The sequence below is a fragment of the Planococcus sp. TJ-307 genome, from assembly GCF_058268435.1.
Genome location: NZ_JBZDOJ010000005.1, coordinates 141,806 through 163,974, shown reverse-complemented (window position 1 = coordinate 163,974; position 22,169 = coordinate 141,806). Strand labels below are relative to the sequence as shown.

23 protein-coding genes, 2 pseudogenes and 1 riboswitch are annotated in these 22,169 nt (G+C 41.2%); of the genes and pseudogenes, 5 read left to right on the top strand and 20 right to left on the bottom strand.

Annotation, left to right across the window (positions count from 1 at the left end):
* Positions 1 to 40: 40 nt before the first annotated feature.
* Positions 41 to 145, bottom strand: a riboswitch (SAM riboswitch).
* Between the two features lie 34 nt (positions 146 to 179).
* From AC4EHK_RS16835 to AC4EHK_RS16805, 7 genes are all read right to left on the bottom strand, one after another.
* Entirely contained in the window at positions 180 to 506 is a 327-nt protein-coding gene (locus tag AC4EHK_RS16835) for a thioredoxin family protein (RefSeq protein ID WP_490979922.1), read from the bottom strand.
* Positions 507 to 511: 5 nt separating this feature from the next.
* Positions 512 to 850 (bottom strand): toprim domain-containing protein, encoded by a 339-nt coding sequence (locus AC4EHK_RS16830; protein WP_490979921.1) that lies wholly within the window; start codon positions 848 to 850, stop codon positions 512 to 514.
* 195 nt (positions 851 to 1,045) lie between these two features.
* The gene (gene gcvH, locus AC4EHK_RS16825; protein ID WP_490979920.1) at positions 1,046 to 1,426 is read right to left on the bottom strand and encodes a glycine cleavage system protein GcvH; all 381 of its coding nucleotides are present in this window, start codon (positions 1,424 to 1,426) and stop codon (positions 1,046 to 1,048) included.
* A 78-nt stretch (positions 1,427 to 1,504) separates the two neighbouring features.
* Complete coding sequence (locus AC4EHK_RS16820; protein WP_490979919.1) at positions 1,505 to 1,858, bottom strand: arsenate reductase family protein; 354 nt, start codon at positions 1,856 to 1,858, stop codon at positions 1,505 to 1,507.
* Positions 1,859 to 1,963: 105 nt separating this feature from the next.
* Positions 1,964 to 3,745, bottom strand: a complete 1,782-nt coding sequence (locus tag AC4EHK_RS16815) for an acyl-CoA dehydrogenase FadE (RefSeq protein WP_490979918.1) — start codon at positions 3,743 to 3,745, stop codon at positions 1,964 to 1,966.
* 290 nt (positions 3,746 to 4,035) lie between these two features.
* Entirely contained in the window at positions 4,036 to 5,211 is a 1,176-nt protein-coding gene (locus tag AC4EHK_RS16810) for an acetyl-CoA C-acetyltransferase (RefSeq protein ID WP_490979917.1), read from the bottom strand.
* A gap of 28 nt (positions 5,212 to 5,239) precedes the next feature.
* On the bottom strand, positions 5,240 to 7,624 hold the full coding sequence (locus tag AC4EHK_RS16805; protein WP_490979916.1) for a 3-hydroxyacyl-CoA dehydrogenase/enoyl-CoA hydratase family protein: 2,385 nt from the start codon (positions 7,622 to 7,624) through the stop codon (positions 5,240 to 5,242).
* A 210-nt stretch (positions 7,625 to 7,834) separates the two neighbouring features.
* On the opposite strand from AC4EHK_RS16805, the gene AC4EHK_RS16800 reads away from it, so the two are divergent.
* From AC4EHK_RS16800 to AC4EHK_RS16790, 3 genes are all read left to right on the top strand, one after another.
* Positions 7,835 to 8,155 (top strand): thioredoxin family protein, encoded by a 321-nt coding sequence (locus AC4EHK_RS16800; RefSeq protein ID WP_490979915.1) that lies wholly within the window; start codon positions 7,835 to 7,837, stop codon positions 8,153 to 8,155.
* Positions 8,156 to 8,288: 133 nt separating this feature from the next.
* Complete coding sequence (locus tag AC4EHK_RS16795; protein ID WP_490979914.1) at positions 8,289 to 8,753, top strand: STAS domain-containing protein; 465 nt, start codon at positions 8,289 to 8,291, stop codon at positions 8,751 to 8,753.
* A gap of 27 nt (positions 8,754 to 8,780) precedes the next feature.
* A complete protein-coding gene (locus AC4EHK_RS16790; RefSeq protein ID WP_490979913.1) occupies positions 8,781 to 9,296 on the top strand; it encodes a C39 family peptidase in 516 nt (171 codons plus the stop codon).
* On the opposite strand, the gene AC4EHK_RS16785 is transcribed toward AC4EHK_RS16790, so the two are convergent.
* The 8 genes and pseudogenes from AC4EHK_RS16785 to AC4EHK_RS16750 form a co-directional block, all read right to left on the bottom strand.
* On the bottom strand, positions 9,274 to 10,173 hold the full coding sequence (locus AC4EHK_RS16785; protein ID WP_490979912.1) for a 5'-3' exonuclease: 900 nt from the start codon (positions 10,171 to 10,173) through the stop codon (positions 9,274 to 9,276). The two genes, AC4EHK_RS16790 and AC4EHK_RS16785, sit on opposite strands and share 23 nt — an antisense overlap.
* 78 nt (positions 10,174 to 10,251) lie before the next feature.
* Complete coding sequence (locus AC4EHK_RS16780; RefSeq protein ID WP_490979911.1) at positions 10,252 to 11,748, bottom strand: glycine betaine uptake BCCT transporter; 1,497 nt, start codon at positions 11,746 to 11,748, stop codon at positions 10,252 to 10,254.
* A 583-nt stretch (positions 11,749 to 12,331) separates the two neighbouring features.
* Positions 12,332 to 13,114 carry a SurA N-terminal domain-containing protein gene (locus AC4EHK_RS16775; protein ID WP_490979910.1) on the bottom strand — a complete coding sequence of 261 codons (783 nt, stop codon included), beginning with the start codon at positions 13,112 to 13,114 and terminating at the stop codon, positions 12,332 to 12,334.
* Between the two features lie 419 nt (positions 13,115 to 13,533).
* A complete protein-coding gene (locus tag AC4EHK_RS16770; protein WP_490979909.1) occupies positions 13,534 to 14,010 on the bottom strand; it encodes a GNAT family N-acetyltransferase in 477 nt (158 codons plus the stop codon).
* Positions 13,982 to 14,542, bottom strand: a pseudogene (locus AC4EHK_RS16765) (GNAT family N-acetyltransferase). The gene AC4EHK_RS16770 and the pseudogene AC4EHK_RS16765 overlap by 29 nt, the downstream one beginning before the upstream one ends.
* Entirely contained in the window at positions 14,523 to 15,071 is a 549-nt protein-coding gene (locus AC4EHK_RS16760) for a nucleoside/nucleotide kinase family protein (protein WP_490979908.1), read from the bottom strand. Before AC4EHK_RS16760 ends, AC4EHK_RS16765 begins: the two are co-directional and overlap by 20 nt.
* A gap of 58 nt (positions 15,072 to 15,129) precedes the next feature.
* Entirely contained in the window at positions 15,130 to 15,492 is a 363-nt protein-coding gene (locus AC4EHK_RS16755) for an NUDIX hydrolase (protein ID WP_490979907.1), read from the bottom strand.
* A 564-nt stretch (positions 15,493 to 16,056) separates the two neighbouring features.
* On the bottom strand, positions 16,057 to 17,019 hold the full coding sequence (locus tag AC4EHK_RS16750) for an MBL fold metallo-hydrolase (protein WP_490979906.1): 963 nt from the start codon (positions 17,017 to 17,019) through the stop codon (positions 16,057 to 16,059).
* 297 nt (positions 17,020 to 17,316) lie between these two features.
* On the opposite strand from AC4EHK_RS16750, the pseudogene AC4EHK_RS16745 reads away from it, so the two are divergent.
* Positions 17,317 to 17,781: pseudogene (locus AC4EHK_RS16745) on the top strand (VOC family protein).
* Positions 17,782 to 18,469: 688 nt separating this feature from the next.
* Here the strand turns inward: AC4EHK_RS16745 and AC4EHK_RS16740 are convergent.
* Positions 18,470 to 18,646 (bottom strand): hypothetical protein, encoded by a 177-nt coding sequence (locus AC4EHK_RS16740; protein WP_490979905.1) that lies wholly within the window; start codon positions 18,644 to 18,646, stop codon positions 18,470 to 18,472.
* A gap of 521 nt (positions 18,647 to 19,167) precedes the next feature.
* Positions 19,168 to 19,398 (bottom strand): hypothetical protein, encoded by a 231-nt coding sequence (locus AC4EHK_RS16735; protein ID WP_490979904.1) that lies wholly within the window; start codon positions 19,396 to 19,398, stop codon positions 19,168 to 19,170.
* A gap of 328 nt (positions 19,399 to 19,726) precedes the next feature.
* Here AC4EHK_RS16735 and AC4EHK_RS16730 point away from each other — a divergent pair, with 328 nt between their 5' ends.
* On the top strand, positions 19,727 to 20,311 hold the full coding sequence (locus AC4EHK_RS16730) for a hypothetical protein (RefSeq protein ID WP_490979903.1): 585 nt from the start codon (positions 19,727 to 19,729) through the stop codon (positions 20,309 to 20,311).
* A 106-nt stretch (positions 20,312 to 20,417) separates the two neighbouring features.
* Here AC4EHK_RS16730 and AC4EHK_RS16725 read toward each other — a convergent pair whose 3' ends face one another.
* The 3 genes from AC4EHK_RS16725 to AC4EHK_RS16715 form a co-directional block, all read right to left on the bottom strand.
* Complete coding sequence (locus AC4EHK_RS16725; RefSeq protein ID WP_490979902.1) at positions 20,418 to 20,795, bottom strand: hypothetical protein; 378 nt, start codon at positions 20,793 to 20,795, stop codon at positions 20,418 to 20,420.
* A gap of 54 nt (positions 20,796 to 20,849) precedes the next feature.
* Positions 20,850 to 21,314: a hypothetical protein gene (locus AC4EHK_RS16720; protein WP_490979901.1), complete on the bottom strand. Its 465-nt coding sequence runs from the start codon at positions 21,312 to 21,314 to the stop codon at positions 20,850 to 20,852.
* Positions 21,315 to 21,590: 276 nt separating this feature from the next.
* Positions 21,591 to 21,953 carry a hypothetical protein gene (locus AC4EHK_RS16715; protein WP_490979900.1) on the bottom strand — a complete coding sequence of 121 codons (363 nt, stop codon included), beginning with the start codon at positions 21,951 to 21,953 and terminating at the stop codon, positions 21,591 to 21,593.
* Positions 21,954 to 22,169: the final 216 nt, after the last annotated feature.

The window sequence follows — 22,169 nt, the reverse complement described above, 5'->3', positions numbered from 1 at the left end:
ACTGAGCAGAAGGGCAAACGTATATTATACGGAAACCAATCTCTCATCTTCCAAAGCTTTCGCTTCGTGTGATTTGGCACCATTTCATTTTCATGACGGTTGCCGGGCTTCATAGGGCACTTCCCTCCACCACTCTTAATAAGAGTTTTGATATGAAATTATTTTATCAGAATCTCAATTTACCATGACGTGCTAAATTCGTCAACAGATTTCAACTTATCATATAAATATGGGACCGAATGGAAAGCATAAATCTTTTCCTCAATTTTGCCATTCTCCGTAATTAGCAGGCACGGCACACTTTCCACTTGGTATAAGCCTGCAATTTCTTGGACATAATTCAAGTTGGCTTTGCCGATTTCAAGATCCGGCAGCAGTTCTGTGACGACTGTCAACATCTTTGAAGCGACCTGGCAAGTCCCGCACATCGGCGTATATAAATAAAACGCAGTGGTCCGTTTTGTGTTTTTTTCTTTGATCCATTCTTTATGTGTCCATTCTTTCATCTTCTTCATCCCTCTATCAATAGCTTGTTGACCCGGACATTCGCTGCAATCAGCACATCCATCAAAATGCGAAGCGGTGTCGTTGAAACTTCCTTGTAGCTGCGATTCACATAGAAATGGCGGGCTTCCGGGAATTCACGTTTGACTAACTTCCGCAACTTTTCTCCTGAAGAATCGGCATCCACCAATATGATAATATCCTGATCTTCGTAAGGCAATAATAATTCTTCAAGCCGCGATGCACTTACTGTACCATTTGTGCAAAGAATCGTCACGGGTTCTGCAATGAGCGGCGCAATCCTCGACTTGTCGCTGATTCCCTCCACCACAATCACCTTTCCCATAAACATTCACCCCATCGAATATAGAATAAGAAAAGTCCTATTACTCAACTATACTAATTAATTCAATAGTTTCAAGAATATCACCTTGACGCCATAGAACCCTATTTCTTTCCTTGGGCCGTTTCAGCATTTTTTCCAATTCTATTCGGGGAGAAAAAAACAAAAAAGCGCCTAGGCATAGGCGCTTTCCAAAGTTTACTCGTTTGTCATTTCTTTGTATTGGTCTGCAGTCATCAGTTCGTTGACTTCTTCTTCAGAAGGGGCTTCGATAACCACCATCCAAGCTTGCTCGTAAGGAGATTCGTTGACGAATTCCGGGCTGTCTTCAAGCTCAGAGTTGACCTCAACTACTTTTCCGCTGATAGGTGCGTATAGTTCCGAAACCGTTTTAACAGATTCTACGCTGCCGAAGGGCTGATCTTTTTTCAGTTCTTCGCCAACTTGCGGAAGCTCAACAAAAACGATATCTCCCAATTCAGCCTGTGCGAAATGAGTAATTCCGATACGCGCATTGCCATCTTCGATTTTGACCCATTCGTGTTCTTTTGAATAACGAAGTTCTGCTGGTGTGCTCATCTTGACCCCTCCAAATTATGTAGTTCATTCATGTTCAGTTTGACATAAACAGCCGTGAAACACAAGATGACGCAGCCTTTATAACCAGCTCGTCCGGTAGTCCTCTTCTTTAAAGCCCAGTGTCACCTGTTTGCCGTCCCAAGCAAGCGGACGCTTGATCAGCATCCCGTCTGAAGCCAATAATTCCAGCTGCTGTTCTTCGGTCATGTCTGACAGCTTGTCTTTCAAGCTCAGTGAACGATAGACCAAGCCGCTCGTGTTGAAAAATTTCTTCAACTCCACCCCGCTTGCCTGGTAAATCTCTGTCAATTGTTCTTTTGTTGGCGGATTTTCTGCAATGTGAATTTCGTTATATTCGACACCGTTTTTTTCCAGCCAGCTTTTCGCTTTTCGGCACGTTGTGCATTTTGGATAAGCATAATAGGTAATCAAGTTAGAACCCCCTTTTTTCAAGCTTACCAAAAAGAACCCAAACGGTCGACGACAAAAAAACAGGCCAACCCAGATTTACTGAGTTAGCCTGTATTGAGAAAGCTATTACACAACGTATTTTTCGACATCGATCAGCTTGACAGCCGCTTCGCGTTTTTTCGCAATGACATTGTAAGGCGTTGAACGAGTCAATTTACGCAATGCAGAAAGCATCATACGTTGGTTGTCGCCTTCGATGGCTGCGATCAATGTTTCTTTCGCATCTCTTTCGATCTGGTCGAATGCTTCTTGGCAATAAATCTGCGTATACAATAGTTTCTGCTTGGCCTTTTCTTCGCCTGAAGCAGCGATTGCTTTTTCTGTACGCAATACGACCGACTCCATCGCAAAGACGCTGCTGACAATATCTGCGATGTTGACTAAAACTTCCTGCTCCGCTTCCAGTTTTGTCCCGTAAGTCTGAGCGGCAAGACCGGCCGCCAGCAAAGCGATCTTCTTAGCATTTTTCACCAAGTATTTTTCTTGGGCCAGCGCTTCTGTGCCGACTTCTTCTGGCATCATCATCAACAGCTCTTCTTGAAGCTGCTGTGCGTGCTGCAACAACGGCAATTCGCCTTTCATCGCTTTACGAAGCAATGTTCCTGGTACTAGCAAGCGGTTGATTTCATTGGTGCCTTCAAAAATACGGTTGATGCGTGAATCGCGGTAAATGCGCTCGATTTCGTATTCCTGCATAAAGCCGTATCCTCCGTGTAATTGAACACCTTCATCGACGATGTAATCCAAGGTTTCCGTGCCAAAGAATTTATTCAGTGAGCACTCCACTGCAAATTCAGCGATCGAGTCAGCCACTAATTTTCCGTCTGCCTGCTGCTCATCCGTAAATCCGCTCATGCGGTCTTCGAACAACCCAACTGTGCGGTACACAGAACTTTCAACAGCATACAATTTAGAAGCCATCGTTGCCAATTTCTCGCGCGTCAAATTGAAGGAAGAAATCGGCGTCTTGAACTGCTGACGCTGGTTTGTATAAGGAATTGTCAATTCCATGGCGCGTTTCGATGCACCAATTGTGCCGACACCCAATTTGTAACGACCAATGTTCAAGATGTTAAACGCAATAATGTGTCCGCGTCCCGCTTCGCCCAATAGGTTTTCCACAGGAACTTCTGCGTCCTGCAAAACCAAGGTGCGTGTAGAAGACGACTTAATGCCCATTTTCTTTTCTTCCGGTCCAACAGAAACACCTGGATATTCGCGTTCTACAATAAAGGCCGAGAATTTGTCGCCGTCAATTTTTGCATAAACTACGAAGACATCTGCAAACCCAGCATTGGTGATCCATTGCTTTTCGCCGTTCAAGACGTAATGCGTGCCTGCTTCGTTCAGTTTGGCTACCGTTTTCGCACCAAGTGCATCTGATCCTGAGCTTGGCTCAGTCAATGCATAAGCTGCGATCATTTCACCTGTTGCTAAGCGAGGCAAGTAGCTTTGCTTTTGTTCTTCGTTGCCGAACAGAACGATTGGCAATGATCCAATGCCGACATGTGCGCCGTGAGTGATTGAGAAGCCGCCTGCTTTAGACATTTTCTCAGCAATCAACGCTGAAGCGATTTTGTCCAAGCCTAAGCCGCCGTATTGTTCCGGTACATCTGCACCCAAAAGGCCAAGTTCTCCAGCTGTTTTCAATAGACGAACTGAGTGTTCAAACTCATGGTTCTCCAAGTTTTCAACGACTGGCATGACTTCGGTATTCACGTAGTCTTCCGTAGATTTTGCGATCATTTTTTGTTCTTCCGTGAAATCTTCCGGTGTGAACACACGTGACAGATCCGCGTCTTCGATTAAAAAACTACCGCCTTTTATCAATGTTTTTGATTGTTCCATTTTGTATTCCTCCTATTTTTTAATTGCTTTATGAATGTGTTTAAGTTGAGCTTAAATGATCACTTCTAATCCGCTTCGGTCGCTTTGGGCATGACTCCCGCAAGAAGCCAGGTAAAGTACACCTATCTCCTTGCTTCGCCTACCTGGACGCGCCGACGCTAATAAAACACATCTCTAACTAATTTCTATTTCTTCACTCTCTACTAGAGTGCAGTTCGAAACTAACAAGAATGTATAGAAAGCTGCGACTTTTCCAGATCTGACTTAAAATTTAATTATCAAATTCATTTCTACAACATTTCAAAGACGCCTGCTGCACCCATTCCGCCACCGATACACATCGTGACCACGCCGAACTGTTTGCCTTGGCGTTTTAATTCACTCATCATGCGGATTGTCAGGATGGAGCCTGTCGCACCCAGCGGATGGCCCAGTGCAATGGCTCCTCCGTTAAAGTTGACTTTGTCGATATCCAAGCCCAGTTCTCGGATGACACCCAGCGATTGCGAGGCGAAGGCTTCGTTTAATTCCCAGACATCAATGTCTTCAATTGTTAATCCAGCCAGTTTTAAGGCTTTTGGAATAGCGACGACAGGACCAATTCCCATAACTTCCGGCGGTACGCCGCCTGTTGCGAATGAACGGAATTTAGCGATGGGCTTTAACCCGAGTGCTTCCGCTTTTTCACGGTCCATCACCAGCAACGCACCGGCACCATCTGAAGTCTGCGAAGAGTTTCCGGCTGTAACTGTTCCGCGTGCTGAGAAGGCCGAGCGCAATTTATTCAAAGTTTGAATGCTGGTGCCGTGGCGGACGCCTTCATCCATTTCGAACATAAAGGATTTCTCCTGGTATTTATTGTGGTCGTCTACATATCGTTTGGTTACTTCGACTGGAACGACTTCTTCGTCAAAGTTGCCGGCTGCAATAGCCGCTGCCGCTTTTTCGTGCGAACGGACTGAAAATGCATCCTGGTCTTCACGGCTGATGCCGTATTGTGTCGCCACCTGCTCTGCCGTGTGACCCATGCTCATATAGTATTGAGGTGCTGTTTCCGCTAATTTTGCATTGGGGCGAATGACGTTGCCCATCATCGGCACCATGCTCATTGATTCCACACCGCCTGCAATGATCGCTTCGGCTGAACCAACCATGATGCGTTCTGCTGCATAAGCGATCGACTGCAATCCTGAAGAACAAAAGCGGTTGACGGTAACGGCTGATACCGTATCCGGCAATCCTGCAAGTGCTCCGATATTGCGGGCGATGTTCATGCCTTGCTCTGCTTCCGGCATGGCACAGCCCATAATTAAATCATCTATTGGCCCATCGTATCCGCCTGCCCGCTGTAGCGTTTCTCTGACAACCAATGCGCCGAAATCATCCGGACGTACAGTCGCCAACGAACCTCTTGTCGCTTTTCCGACCGGTGTTCGAGCACTGGCCACGATTACTGCTTCACGCATGTAAATTTCCTCCTTTTATCATCAACGATTAATTGCGTAACGGTTTTCCTTTGACCAGCATATGCTGCATGCGCTGCTGTGTTTTCGGTTCAGCCACAAGGCTTAAGAATGCCTGGCGCTCCAGGTCCAGTAGGTATTGCTCATCCACTTTCGTGCCGTACGGAACTTTTCCTCCAGACAAAACAAATGCCAACTTTTTAGCGATTTTTAAATCGTATTCGCTGATATAGCCGGAACTGAACATGCCTTCTGCTCCCAGTAATAAAGTCGCGTAGCCCGGTTCTCCGGTAACGGGAACTTTTTCACGCAAAGGCGCTTGGTAGCCATTTTCATAAAGTGACAAAGCTGCCTGTTTGGCGTCGTAAATCAAGTGATCGCTGTTGACGCTGATGCCGTCCACAAAATTCAGGAAGTTGTTTTCACGCGCTTCTTCAGCTGAAGTGGATACTTTGGCCATCGCAATCGATTCGAACACTTTGCTGGCGATGTTTTGGTAGTCAACGGTTACACCGTGCGGCAAGCCTTTCAGCTGTTTCATGTACAATTCTTTGTTTCCGCCGCCGCCAGGAATCAGCCCAACACCTGCTTCTACAAGTCCCATATACGTTTCCATCGAAGCTTGAATATGCGCTGCCGGCAGCGCGACTTCTGCGCCGCCGCCAAGAGACATGCCAAATGGCGCTGCGACAACTGGTTTGTTGCTGTATTTGATCTTCATCATGGCATTTTGGAAAGTCTTGATCGTGAAATCCAGTTCAAAAATATTGTCGTCTTGTGCTTCCATCAAAATCATGCCCAGGTTTGCGCCCACGCAGAAGTTCTTGCCTTGGTTGCCGATGACAAGCCCTTTGAAGTTTTTCTCGACTTCGTCGACTGCAAAATTGATCATTTGCATGATGTCCAAGCCAATTGCATTGGAGCGGGAATGAAATTCCAGCAAAGCAATGCCATCGCCCAAATCAATCAGGCTTGCACCGGAATTTGATTTGATCACGCCGTGTTTTTTCTTATAGCGCTTTAAGTCGATAACTTTTTCATTCACCGGAACGGGCTGGTAGCTCGTCCCATCAAAGAAATGCAAATCGCCATTTTCTTCTTTATAGAAGGTTTCGTTTCCGCTGTCGAGCAAAGCCTGTACAAATGCTGGAACCGAATGGCCTTCCTGCTTCATTTTTTCGACTGATTTGGCTACGCCGATGGCATCCCATGTTTCAAATGGCCCTTGTTCCCAGCCAAAGCCCCATTTCATGGCGTTGTCGATTGCCACAATGTCGTCTGCGATTTCTCCAGTCAGTTCGGCTGAATAGCGCAATGTCGGAGCAAGGATGCTCCAAAGCAGCTCGCCTGTCCGGTCTTCTGCATAGACAAGCGTTTTCATTTTAGCAGCCAAACCTTTTTGCTGCTTGGCCATTTCCTGTGAAGGCGTTTTCAATTTACCAGCAGCACGGTATTCCAGGGTATCTGGATCAAGTTCTAAAATCTCTTTGTCTTTTTTCAAGAAGAATCCTTGTCCTGATTTGGCTCCGAGCCAACCATTTTGAACCATTTTCGCCATGAATTCCGGTGTTTTAAACACTTGCTGTTCTTCACCTGAAGTTTGGTCATAGACATTTTTCGCTACGTGCATAAACGTATCCAGCCCAACCACGTCCAAAGTACGGAAAGTTGCTGATTTTGGACGCCCAATCAATGGACCAGTTACCGAGTCTACTTCTCCGATTGAATAGCCGCGTCCGATCATTTCACGCAATGTCACCAATAATCCATACGTGCCGATTCGGTTAGCAATAAAGTTCGGTGTATCTTTCGCAATAACGACCCCTTTGCCCAACCGGTCTTCTCCAAATGCCGTCATAAACTCTACTACTTCTGGAGCTGTTGTATTTGCAGGAATTACTTCCAGCAGTTTCAAATAGCGTGGCGGATTGAAAAAATGAGTTCCCAGGAAATGCTTGCCAAAATCTTCTGAGCGCCCTTCCACCATTGCGTTTATGCTGATGCCTGATGTATTGGAAGAAACGATGGAGCCGTCTTTTCTGACGCCATCAATTTTATCGTATAGCGATTTCTTTATATCAAGATTTTCAACAATTACTTCAATAATCCAGTCGACGTCTTTTAATTTTTCCAGATCGTCTTCCAGATTTCCTGGAGTGATTAACTGAAGGTTCTTTTTCGCTGTTAATGGAGCTGGTTTTTGTTTGAGCAGTTTTTGGATAGATCCACTTGAAATTCGATTGCGCACTGCTTTGTCTTCAAGAGACAAGCCTTTTGCCTGTTCTTCTTTTGACAACTCGCGCGGAACAATATCAAGCAATAATACAGGAATTCCTATATTTGCAAGGTGCGCTGCAATTCCAGAACCCATAACACCTGAACCGATTACAGCCGCTTTTCTTATTTGGTAAGCCACTAGCAAACCCTCCTTGAATTTTTGAATGAATCCTCATTCATTTTTTAATTAAAAAAATAGAACGTTCTCTATGTCTTTTAGTGTAAGGTATTTTTTCTTTTTTCGCAATATTTAATCGCTAAAATTCTCCCAAATTTTTCAGGAACAAATTCTTTGCGATTTTGCCAAAGCACGGTAAACTGAAAGAGAACCTATAAGGAGGCAATACAAATGAAATCAATCGTTACAAACGAACAATTCAATGAAATGATAAATGGTACACAACCGGTCATCGTAAAATTCCAGGCTGGCTGGTGCCCAGATTGTACGCGCATGGACATGTTCATCGATCCAATCGTTGAAGAATACAACCAATATCAGTGGGTCGACGTCAACCGCGACGAACTGCCGGACCTTGCTGAGAAATATGACGTTATGGGCATTCCGAGCTTGCTGATCTTTAAAAACGGCGAAAAAACAGCTCATCTGCACAGCGCAAATGCCAAGTCACCCGAATCCGTTACTGAGTTTTTGAACAACCAAAACGAGTAGGCTCCTGCCTACTCCTTTTTTTCGCTATAAGTGAATTGAGTTTTTCTGGTTAAGCTGTTGAAATTTTGAAATGTGCATCTTTATCCTCACTCAACGCAGCTAACCAATTATTAACTACCCCGGAGGTATATGAATGGATTCTCAAGAGGAAATAAAAGAGTTAAAAGAACAAGTGGTGTATTACGAAAAACTGATCAAAAATATGTCAGCACCTATTATTCCATCAATTGTTCCAAGAACCATTTTGGTGCCAATCGCCGGTTTTATTTTTCAGGACCGCTTTGATATGATCCGCAGCAAAGTTTTGAACTATGCGGAAAAACACCGCGACACCGAACGGGTTGTTTTTGATTTTACGGGCGTGACAACTGACGACATTGCCGAATTTGATTACAACGGGTTGGCAAGTGAATTGAGCCAATTAAATTCTGCACTCGGATTAATGGGGCTGCGTGCGATATACGCTGGATTCAATCCGCTGTTTGTACGCGAAATCGTTCATGCAGGAATTCAAGTAGACTTGGAAGTGTATACCACTTTCCGAATTGCCTTATCGCAATTGCTTACTGAAAATGATCAATTGCTGTCGAAACGTTGATGCTCTTTAATCCAGGAGGTGGCCGCAGTGAAAAAACTGATCGCTTTTCAAGGTCTGTCCCAGCATGATGAGGCTATCTATAAAAAATACCGGGCATCTGCCTGTGGGCCGGTAACTGCCGCTGCCATTCTCCAGTTTCACGAAGAATTGAATGTTGGCGTCAACCAGCTTTACCGGCTTCTTGGTGCAACTCCCATCGGTTTGTTTACTTGGCGGCTGCTCAGCAATTTTTATAAAGTTGCGGGAACCCGCTACGAAGCAAAGAAAGTTCGGAACATCGAAGAAGTAAAAGAAGAACTGCTGGCAGGACGGCCGCTTGCGATGAAATTTGATCGGTATTTTACCTTTCATTGGTTTTCAACATTCGCTTACAGCTATCATTGGGTGCCGCTAATTGGCTTCAAACAAGAAACGGATGACCTTCTCCTTTATATTCACGACAACGGACAAAAAAACCGCCCCAGCAAAATGCGGACGGTTTCGTATAAAGAAAATCAAAAGGTGCTGACTTTTGTAAAAATCAAGCCCATGGGTCGGCAATGATGCCAACATCCTTTTCCAATTGCTTGGCAAGCAGCAGCAATTGCTGGTCGCGGCATAATTGAATATGTTCTTGGGTGTAGGCAGAAACCTCCAGTTTCTCCAAAGGCACCTCCAACTGGATGTCGCATTTAATGACAGCCAGTTTTTTTGATAGCAATAACATCTCTTTATGCTCATCAATTTTCTTTTTCTGTGCCGGCTTTAATTCGTCAAGTGCGTCCAGTACGCCATCAGTGGAACCGTAATTCTGGATCAGTTGAAGTGCAGTCTTCGGTCCAATCCCCTTCACTCCAGGGTAGCCGTCGCTTGGGTCGCCCATAAACGCTTTCACATCTGCAAACTGGGCAGGCTGTATGCCGTATTCTTCGACAAAGCGCGCTTCCGTGTAAACATCGTATACATGAAATCCTTTTTTCATGAACGCGATATTAACCGAAGGCGTCAGCAGCTGAAGCATGTCTTTATCGCCTGTAATAATGGTAAAGTCTACCTGGTCTTGCCATTGCTTAGTGAACGAACCGATAAAATCATCGGCTTCAATCCCTGCTTCTCCGTAATTTTTCCATCCAAGCTGCTCCGAAATCGACTGGGCCAAATCAAACTGATGCACCATGTCCTCCGGTGGCGCCGGACGGTTCGCTTTATAACCATCGAACAAGTCGGTTCGGAACGTCCGTGCTCCCATGTCCCAGCAAACTGCCATATGAGTCGGCTTCATCATTGTTTTGGCCGCCAGTACGTGTCTCGCAAATCCTTGCACGCCATTCGTCGCCAAGCCTTCGGTCGTCCGGAAATATTGGCCGACTGCCGATGTCGCGAAAAACGAACGGAACAGGAGCGCCATCCCATCGACTAATAATACATGTGGTTTTTCCATGCTAAAATCTCCCATCTTGTTGTTGCCTGGTATTCATTATACCGTTTTTCCAATGAAAAAACCGCCGAAGCGGCGGTTTTAACGTTTGCGTTTTATGGCTTTGTATTCGAGATTCAACGCTTTGTAGAAGGAAGCCATCATCAGCAGCATAATGATCGAGAACGGGAATGCCGCAATGATCAGCACGGTCTGCAATGTGCCGAGTCCTCCTGTTGACAACAAGATAACAGCAATTGACGATTGGGCAATACCCCACGTCAACTTCACAGCATTTTGCGGATACAACGACCCGCCTGTTGTCTGCATACCAAGAACGAATGTTGCAGAATCGGCAGAAGTGACGAAGAATGTTGTAATCAGGAAAATCGCAATGACTGACAACAAGACACCCAACGGCAATTCATTAAATACTGCAAACAGCGTTTCTTCTGTCAGCAATCCTGTCAGATCCACACCGCTGTTTTGTACGTCAATAGCTGTCGTACCAAAAGCAGCGAACCACAGGAAACTGATAAACGTCGGAATCAACAAGACGCCTAGTAAAAATTGGCGAATCGTCCGCCCTTTTGAAACACGGGCAATGAATATACCAACGAATGGAGACCATGAAATCCACCATGCCCAGTAGAAAATCGTCCAGCCGTCGATCCAGGCGCGATTTTCGCCATCAATAGGACCTGCACGGAAACTCATTTGCACCAAGTTCTGGAAATACGTCCCGATTGTATCGGTAAACATGTTCATGATTAACAAGGTTGGTCCTAAGATGATGATTGCAATAAGCAATAGGACGGCCAGTACCATATTGGTATTGGAAAGATACTTGATCCCTTTGCTTAATCCAGTCCAAGCTGAGAACATGAACAAGACCGTTACAATTGCAATAATAACCAATTGAACAGCAAAGTTGTCTCCTGGAATTCCATCAAATAAGAACGCCAAACCTCCGTTGATTTGAATAGCGCCAAACCCTAGAGTCGTTGCAACACCCACAACTGTCGCAAAAACAGCGATAACGTCTACAAGCGTTCCCCAAGGTCCTTTCATTTTGTCTCCGAACAACGGTTTTAATGTCGCGGATACCAATCCAGGTTCCCCTTTTCGGAACTGGGAGTAAGCGAGTGCCAACGCTACTACAGCGTAAATTGCCCACGCATGAATTCCCCAGTGGAAAAAGCTGAAACGCATTGATTCGCGCATTGCTTCAGCGCTTCCAGGTTCAGCAGTTGCCGGATCAATCGCAAAATGCGACAGCGGCTCTGCGGCTCCCCAGAACACAAGACCAATCCCCATTCCTGCTGAAAACAGCATAGCGATCCATGTCCCGAATGTAAACTCGGGCTTGTCTGTGTCTTTGCCCAATTTGATCTGTCCCATCGGACTGATGACAAAAAACAGGCAGAATAAAACCATGATGGAAACAATCAATAAATAATACCATCCGAACGAAGTTGTCAGGAATGATTCTATATTCCCGGTAACTTCTGCAAAATTATCAGGTGCAAATGCGCCGTAGCCAATGGCTAATAATACGAGTGCAAGAGCAATCCAAAAAACATTGGTTACTTTTTTCATATAGTACCTCTCCTTTTTCTGTTTTTTATTCCGCTCGAACGGTCAGTAAGGCCCCCGCTTTTGCAGCGGGAGCCCCCTGACCGTTAAAGACCGAATTTGATCAACTAAAAACCAGCGGCAGATGAAGAACTCCACTGACTGAAGTTTCTCCTTATCACAAGTGTAAAGGATACGCAATATTTCCTATCCTGTCAAACCCACTGACCGTAGAAACTAGCTCTAAATATACAAATATAATTTTATTGAAAACTCTAAAATTTTATATGATTTTTGTTTAAAATGAATGAATCTGTCATTCTTCGAAAAAGCTTGTGCAATAAGATCGCTTCATATAGGCACTCCTCAATTTTTTACTGAATATTTACCAAACTTCAATTATATCTAGTTTAAGACTCTCAAATTACTATTAATATAAACAAAGTTGCACTTTTATGCTTTTATTTTTTATTTGTAAATGAACGTCTTCAGAAGTTGATAAGAGGATTTTTACATAGTTTTATGACTCAAACTCGGGAATAGAGCGGTTCTTTTGCTTTGGAGTCGCATAAAAAAACCAGACCCTTGAAGGATCTGGTTTTTTATATTACAGGTTAATTGTAACATCTGCTTCTTCACGGAGTTGCGCCACTAATGCTTGGACAGCTTCGTTTTCATTTTGCAACCTAACTTGTTCTTCCAGTTCAGGTTTTACTTCTTCGAATGCTGGAAGTTCCTCGCCGCCAGCTTCTTCTTGTTCAGCCTGTGCTTCATCGTAAAAGGTTTGCAGTTCTTCGTCCGTTGGATTAATGTCGCCGGCTTCTTCTGCAATCAATTGGTCAACTTTCACTTGAGCAGCTACTTGCTCCATAACTTCATCTTCAGAAATCCCCTGCTCTTCAAGAGCTGCTAAAAACTCTTCAGAAGACTCAAGTCCATTTTGCTCAGACAGTTCTTGCAACGCAGTCGTTACTTGCTCTTCTGATGCTTCAATTTCCCGGTTTTCAGTTTCCTGCACGAGCAGTTCCTGAGCTACCATGCTTTCCACAAGCTGCTCTTTCAACTGAGCCTGGTCAACTTCCTGTCCGGTCATTTGTGCTTGCATGGCCATCTGTTGGAATTGTCCTGTATATGCGGATTCAAATTCCGCTTTCTCAATTTCTTCGCCATTTACTTCTGCAACTACATCAGGAACGCCTTCCAAATCAGGTTCCGGCATTTCCGGCTGTTCTGCAGTTTCGCCTTCTTCACCTGCTGCTTCCTCATCTGTTGCAACTTCCTCTTGCGGTGTCTCTTCACCAGTCGTTTCTTCTGCCGTATCATCACCACAAGCAGCAAGTGCTAACATGGATCCTCCAAGTGCTATTGTCAAAAACCATTTTTTAATCATATGTGTGTTCTCCCTTCGAACATAATGTCCGTAATTGTAGCATATCCAGGCGGACTGTAAAAACATAAACCATCGAAGGACCTTTCGAAGCAAAGGAAAATAGCAACTTAGTTGATCTGCAGGAAGGTTTTAACTGGTCAACCTTAGTAGAGGATTAATGGTTATGGCAATGCTAATCTAAATAAATACTATTGTGTTCCTCCAAAAATAAAGATTCTTTTTCTGTTAGGTTTTTGCAGTTTAGACTTAAATAATCTTCTAAACGCTCATTTACGAAGCTGCTCAACCATAAATTTGAATCCATTGGCTTAAGCAGTCGCTATGCAAAGAATTAAGCTAATTGGATTCACGCTATTCTCGTACGAACGATAGATTGCTTAATTCCCTAAGCACAGCACATGGCAACTAACTTATCTTAACTAATACTTTTTCACCATAGTAATAAATTCGACATTAGCCGTGCTGCTAAAGCGTTTGTCTAAAACAAATCCCAGCTTTTTATACAGGTGAATGGCACGCTTGTTGAAGATGGCCACAGTCAGACGAACCGGTAAGTTGGGGTGAGTTTCTACTATAGAATGGAGTACAAACAAACCAAATTTCTTCCCATGTCCTTTGCCTAACAACTTTGGGACCATTCCTAACCCCATATCAATACATTCTTCATCATAGACACCACAGAGCTTTCCGGAAGGTACTTGTGCACTGTCAGCCACACAGAAAAAACCGACCGTTTCTTCTTTTTCATCTACTACGGCGAAGTAAGTTCCATTTAACAGCTCTGCCAACTCTTGGGCAGAAGGCTCATTGTTATAAAAGTGATAAGGCGCATCATATCGCCAATTCAAAATTTCTTGTGCTATCTCTTTATCCATTTCCGCTTTTAGCAGCTTCATTTACGACGCTCCTCGTATTTAGTTCCATTAACCAGCTCGTTCCGTCATTCACTTTTTTCACTTTAACAAATCCGCATTTTTCATAGCACCGAATGGCTCTCTCATTGGAAACAGCAGGATCTAAAACGATGGCATCAATTTTAGTCTGTTGATTTAAGTTCGTTAGAAATTTGGTAACCATAAGCGTACCGATGCCTTGGTTATGGTATTGTACAGCTCCGATAAACAGATCGATGCCGTAAACTTGTAGAGCGTCTTAATAACCAAATTCTTTTTGCACTTCTCTAGTTAATCGATAGTATTGAATAAACCCTATCGGTGTCTCAGCCAGTTCTACTATATATGGATAAACCGGAACATCCCCAGTTATTCTCGGTTCGTATTTGCATTGCACTTGTTCCAAGGTAAAAGGAGCATTTACGTCTCCATAGAATTCCAAAACTTCTGGTGTGCTTAACCACTGGGCCATAATTTTGTAATCGTTATGGGACATTTTTCGAATTGTTAGGTGATCAGTTGTTATTGCATTCACCTACCCACTTGAGTAGTTGGTTTGTGATAGCTTTAATTGACAATGATCCATCTAACACTACATCAGAATCTGGTTTTACCGTGTGGAGCATTTCTAGATAAGCACGTCTCCCGTTATCCGTATAATGCTCCAGTTGAAGCAGAATTTCAGCAACTGAACTTTCTGTAAAGTCTCTTTGTATCCGGCGTGCTAATGCAATGTCCAAAGGAGTATCAATAAATACAGCTAGATCGATGAAACTACTCATCTCGTCATGCTGATAGGCGAAAGGAAAATCCAAAATAATATAATCAAGGGGTTCCTTCAAGAAATTCCGAAGATCATTTAGGAGTGGTGTTAAATTCCACTCATTGGAATCAGCTCCATCATCGACCCATTTCAAAATATCTTCTGGACCTTCAAAGGTATAATCATCAAAATGAAGGGCTTTAGCATTGTTAAAGAGCTTTGTCAGTTGGGAAGTGATCGTTGTTTTCCCTCCACCTGATACACCCGCTACTGAAATGACAAAAGGCAAATTTCTTTTCATTGGAACACTCCAAACTGTGATTTTTTTAGGCAATATACAACTTTTTTTGTATATTTCTTTATTGACTAAGCAATAACTCTAATAGCGGAGCGGTGATTTTATCAAACTTCCTTTGTTCGTCTATCGATATCCAAGCGACTTCAAAAATATCACTATTCGCCTGAAGAGTAGAATCTAAGTTGAGATTGCCGCCTACAATGTTAGCAACGAAAGTATATTTGTTAGATTTCTCAAATAACAACTTCTTAACTACTACATCATATCCCGTTTCTTCTTTTACTTCCCTAATACACGCCTGTTCTGGAGTTTCTCCATCTTCAATTCCTCCACCCGGAAAATTCCAAACAACATCGCCTCTTTGTACATATTGACGGACCATTAAAATTTTACTTCCTTGTGACACCAAAGCTTGCGAAATCATGAGCTCACCTCCAGTTAATTTTCAGATTAGTTATCTGTATATCTTAAAACATATTTAGGATTGCTCTATTACTGATTTGATTGTAACGATATGTAAATAGTATTTAATACCATTTCTATTATTAGCCCACTTTAAAGTTCAATTTCTTTAAAGTGTTAGTAAACACCCATTAAGAAAACTATTAAGCCAAATAAAAATAGCAGGAAATAAAGTAGCAGATAAAACTACTGCTACTCAACCACTTTCTTCATACTCCATAGAGTTAAGAATCCCTCAATCTAAATAAGAGATATTTTGAGAATTTTATGTAAAGTAGCATCCAAAGTAAAAATAGAACTTTGATTTACTACTTTAATAAATAGGTCCTTTAATTTCTTAGAAGAACTCCTCAAGTTTTTATCGCTAATTTTTTCAACGATACCTTCTACTAGACTAAAGGACTTCAATTTCGCTATTATCTTATCAAAATAAATGCTTCTTTCCTTTGAGGTGTATATTTTTATTCCCCCCAACAATTAAGGATTAAATACTTGTTTTAAGTTTCACAGTTTATTACTGAAGAAGTTAAGACTTGCTCTCCACTTTGTTTGTTACATAGAAATTGTAAATTTCCACCAGGTTACGTTCGATTCCTTTGCTGCCTTTCCAGTCTTTGTACTTCTGAGGCAGTATAAAGGATGAAACAAAATCTTCTATAGAAATGTTAGTCTCATGCGCGTCTTTTGCTGAATTTGTTAACATAGATATGTATTGGATCATGGTGTCAATTTGTTTAGTATTCCCAACTTCTCCATGCCCAGGCATGAGGGCCTGTATATTCATTTTCTTGGCAGATTGCAATATACTCAAAAACTCTTCCGGTTGTACAATGGGCAGATGTAACTCTTCGGTTACTATATCCCCCATAAAAGCCGCTTTTTCTTGTGGAACATATAAAAATGTATCGCTCGGCGAATGCCCTCCACCTAGGCAATATAATTCTACATGCCGCTCGGTTCCATAAATAATTAACTTTTTTTCAAAAGTAAAATTAGGTAGTTCAATCTGTAAAGTAGGCAGTTCAGCTAACAACTTCTCCATTTCCAAAAATTGATTGGTTAAGCTTCGCTTGATTACTTCGTTTTCCTCTGCTAAAATCTGCAATTTTAGATTTTCTAGAAATTTTTGAGTCTCCTTAAGTTCGGTATCTACATCCCCTATGGCGCTCTTTTCTCTGATCCAGTCTTTAGTTATCTCAGTAGAAATAATAATCTCATCTTTAAAAACTTGATTTCCCAAAATATGATCGCCATGGTAATGACTATTAACAAGGTATTTCACTTTTTTTCCAGTCAGTTCTTCAGCTTGTTTCTTTAGTTCCCGAGCTGCAGATGGAGTATTGAACGAATCGAACACAAGCAAATCCGATCCTAAATCAACAAATCCTGCGTTGCTCAAGGCGCCGGTTCCTGCTTTCGCCATTGCTGCAAATACACCATTAGCTATCTTACTCAAAGTAAAATATTCTGTATGAATTAGGGTTTCCATTTTATAAAATACCTCCATTATGAAGTCTTTAATACTACTTCTTTTATATTTCAATCTATCGAATTCGTTCTTAAACAAAATACTTGCAAATCCACTTTTTCATATAGTTAAAAGAAAATTCTTTCTTTTAACTACTATATCCAATTACTCTATTTAAATCCAATTAATTTCCATAAAACTATTGTATAATGAAAACACTTATAGATTTATCGGAAAATGAAAATCATTTCTCACAATTTGATAAAGTAGTATATTTTGAAAGGGAATGAACTAGATGAAAAGGAGAGATGAGCGACTATGATTAAAGGACTTTACGAAGCACATTTGCCTGTCAGCGATTTGGAATGTTCCATTCGTTTTTACGAAGGTCTCAGACTTGAATTTGATCATCGTGTCGGGGACCGCGTGGCATTTCTATGGATTGAAAAAGAAAAAAGCTGGTTGGGGTTGTGGCAAACGGAAAAAGTCCAATTGGACTAACATCCTTCCATTCGCCACCTCGCTTTTGAAGTTGAACTGGAGGACTTAAAAATTTCAATTGATTGGCTTAGGAAAAAAGGCATCTTTGCAAGAAAAGCTTTCGGTTTTGAACCAACTGAACCTTTTGTAATGCCAAATGACAAATTCGGACATGCAAAAGTACATTTTGATGATCCTGATGGAAACAGTCTGGAATTTATCTGCAAAGTGGAGAAAAATAATCCTAACTTAAATGAAGCCATGTATTGGAGTGAGTGGGAAAAATCCAACCAATCTTTTTAGAGGAGTTCATAGAATCTATATGTGAGGGAAGACGAGAAGAATGCAAAATTTTAAGATTGCAGTGTAAGGAAGGATAATAATCCACAATGAATAACGATTCATTTTACTTGACGGCGAGGTTACTTTTCCACAAAATCAACCAGAAATGACGTTTTGATATACCTACTCTAGCTGGAATAATTGCATAGAACAATCGATGTATACTGATGAAAAAGAAATTTTTAGAGAATATTAGACACATTCAGGCCACTAGAGACATTCTCCAGTTACAAGAAAACATTAAAAATGTAACAGCAATCGCAATTCCAGATTCTTTGTATCTGCTTTAATGGTATAAGCCTAAACAAACTGCCTCACTCGTGATGAACTGGATAAATGAAAAAATATAATTTAAAAATGCTAAAACATCCATTTTATTTCAGACAAAGTTCACTTACCTATTTCATCATGATCCTTCTATTCCTGAAAAAACTATGCAGCGCCATTGCGAGCAGGGACATGGCTATCAAGATAAAGGCTACCCCACTCGCTATTTCCTGTTCCATATAACTCCGATAAGCGTATAACGCCATAGTGATGGAAGAAATTACTAATAGGCATATTATTAATGGATAAATTTTAACTTTCCCAATAAACTTCGCCCTTTTCTCAATACTTTTGAATTCCAAGATGATAGTCGTTTCCAGTATTAAAATACTTCTTCTTTCGTAGTATTAGCTTTTTTATAAATTACCATCGCACTAAAGTAAAAAATAGGTGCAGTAAATTTTATATCGATAATTTCTAAAGTGGAGTCTTCGAGAAATTCATTTATTTTTCGGTCTATACTTTTTTCGCTGTACCCATAGAAAGTTTTAACGTTCACTCAAAACATCCCCTTTTAATTTATTTATACTAACTATACGGTTGTGGCTCCTTGAAGTTTCATCCTTACTTTATTGGCTGTACCGTTGGCTTTTAAGTGGCAGCTTAAGAACCATTCTCTAAGCAAGTATTTCTATCACGGAAACCATAAGAAAGTCCTTGTATGAAACCGAAAACCGCTTATAGTTAATTGATCGAAACTTCATTATTGCCGTAAACGATGTTGGCCACCATGTTCTTGCTAAGATAGTGGCAGAAACTATAGAACGACTGAAAAATTTTGAAGATAAAAACGCTACAATATAGATCGGAAGACGTTGAATTTGCCTTAATTCTTACTGACACAACCGAAGTAAAGACATTTGGCAAAGTCAGGGTGCAGAAAAAAAACACCTCCGTGTTGAATCACTGGTATTTTCATACCCGTTTTCAACATAAGGTGTTTTTTCTGTGTCTCAAATCGCTTTGGCAGCCTCTAGACAGCTTCTTGTTATCTCGCATAAATCGTATAATGCTCCCCTGTCATTCGACCAACCCCCACATATTTGAAGTGGATCCCACAAAGACCGCTACCAACATGATGATTGAAAAAATGACGAACCCAACTTGCAGCGGCACGTATTGCTTGACGATAGGCTCAATTAAGCCATCTCTGTGATCGATGTAGTGAACATGCGGCACTGGTTCGACAGGTTCAGCAGAGTCTTGAGCAATTTGGAAGTCTTCTTTTTCCAGTGGTTCTTGCTGATTCATGATGAGCATCTCCTTTTGTTAGTATTTTCGCTGTAATATTAACACAATAATCAGATAATTAATAATGAAAAGTCTTTAAGCATAACTTTCTTTTAACATAATCCATAATACCTTTGTTCTAAGCATCCTATTTTTCAACGCCAAATAATTGAATAGGTTTCTATATTAATCCTGCTATTCCATTTTCCCAGCATACGAATCCATCAATTTACGTTAACCTCCTAAAAATTAGGGTAATTTATCAATAGCGACTTTGAAAATTTTTTTCTACATTGCAGCAGACTAGATCAACTACTTAGGTAAAAAACACCGAATGGAGGTTCTGCAAATGGTAAAATCATCTACCGCTAGCATCATACTCTCTTCCCTGCTTTTGATGACAATGGGCTGCAGTCCACTGACGGAAGAATCCATCGAAGAAATTGAGAAGTCAGGGAACCGGCACCAGCAACAAGAATATTTAGGACGAAATCTCGAAATAGGGGTTTTAGGCACACCGCCGGAAGCAGCATCTGAGAAAATTACGTTCAGCCGGGTGGAAATCGAAGAGTTGACCACCCAAACAGTTGAACAGTACGATAGTTTTTTTGTGATGGAAGAGTATCTGGAAAGAGCTGCGGATGGTCCATATACAGAAGTCTTCGCAAATTCAGATGTCTTGTTTTTCTTTATCGGAACGGAAGCTTATTACTTCCCCTTTGTAGATGATGAAATAAGTTATGCGGATTATTCCAAGAGAGTCCAGGATGAGGAGATCTTTTCCTTTGGCTATTACCCGCTAGCCGACAACGGCGCTTCAGGCTGGCACTTTAATATTTTGAAAAAAGATCTAACGGAAGAGGAGCACGAGGAAATTGCAAAAGGGCTTTATTACGAGATGTTTGAGGTTATTAGAGATTTAAATACATCATAAAACCTTTAACCTCCACTGGATACTCAGGTGGAGGTTAGATTCTGTTCTTTATTTCCTTTTAAGAACCGTGCGAAGAAACGAGCGTATCTTTGCACACCGATTTTTTTTATTTGTCAGTGGTCAGAATTAAACTTTCTGTCTGCCCGTCCCATTTAATTTCCACTTTTATTTCTTCATCCTCTTGTATGACAGAACAACCTTCACACACACCGCTTCCGGTATTTGCTGTTCCATCATCTAAAGTTGTGCCTGTTCCTTCAGAGCCTCCTGAATTGGCTTCTATTTTGTAATCAATTGTTTCGGGAGCCGGTTCTTCACCCGTGTAATTAATCGTGCCAGTAGTTCCCTGCTCATTGCCATTAGAAATATCTACTGCATAAAAAACATCCCAACTTTCACTGCTTCCTGAAAAGTTGTATCTGTCTCCATTTGCGCAACCACTTAATACCATCAGCATCATCACTAATAAAATTGTTTTCTTCATTATATTCCTCCTCTATTCATCGTTGAATACTAAAAATACACTTTGTTATTGCTGCTATAGTGACAGCAATAGCTTTAAGTTTTCTTCGATACTGCTCAAGACTCGCATATAACCAATTGCTAAGAAAATCAGTACCGAGAAAAAAATCAACAAAAGAACTAAAAACTTTAATCGCTTATTAAAATTTAAAAACTGGTAGGTATCTCTTTCTATGATGAAACATAAACCTAAAGGAATAAAGACACTAAACAAAACTAAGAAGTTCTGCATCGTCCCAATCTCCATTTTCAAGATGCTTAATACCAATAGTTCACTTGTATCCAGATCAGATTTTTGGAAGATGTATGTCTCACTCTCAGTATTGCGTTCTACTGTAATAGTTTCTTCCGTTTCCAGATAATCTACTGCACCTGGGAATACATTTAGGTAATAAATGAAATAAAGCAGCGCAATCATCAAACCCATGTAAATTAGAAACTTAGATAGAATATTGGGATTTGCTTTATTGGCTTTGGCCATATCAGTCCTCCTAGTAAAGATTTTAACAACTCACGTTCTCTGTCACTTTTCCTCAATCTGCTTTGAATATCCCCATAAAAATTAAGCTATAGTCAGCTTTTTACTCATTGTTAAACTCTCAAAATTTCAATCTGCTTCTAAATCCTTTCTTCTACCTTACCATATTGAGAGAATAATGGAATTACTTACAGATTGTCTTATATCTTCTATTTTATTTCCATCGATCTAAAATAGATGTTGACGAATAGCGATGCCTTAATGTAGAACAAAGTAAACTCAGCTTTTAACTTCACGTTGAAATAACCGGTTTCTAACTATGTTATGGTAGATAAATGGGAATATTAATAAATGAAAGAGGTCTAAACTCTGTCCAAAAAATTTCATTTGGGAGGTTTTTAAAATACTTAAAGGCGATTCCACTTCAAATGCATTGCCATATTCTTTACTGGCAATCGCAGTGTTTTTAATTTTTATAGACAGTGCTCTTGCAACTTGGGCAATCCTTGCCTTTGCAATAGCTGCAGTTAATTCAATTGATAAAAAAGAAACGAAACCAAATGAAAAAGAACTCTTTTCTGCCAAAAAGAAATTGGATATAGTAGTTAGAATTTCTTTGACCGTGGGCATTGTACTTCTCATCACTCACAACTTCTTTGTTGAACTAGATTCATCCATTATTTTATATGCTCTCATTTTGATTCCATTGACTTCCCTGCTCATTCTAAATACTAAAGGAGTTTTCTTACTTGAATGAATTGCTTTTATCAAAAAAATTCATACCTGTTTATTTTATTGTAGGTCTACTAGCTGTCGCACTTTTTAGATCTCTGGATTTCTCGTGGATAGAAGTTTTTA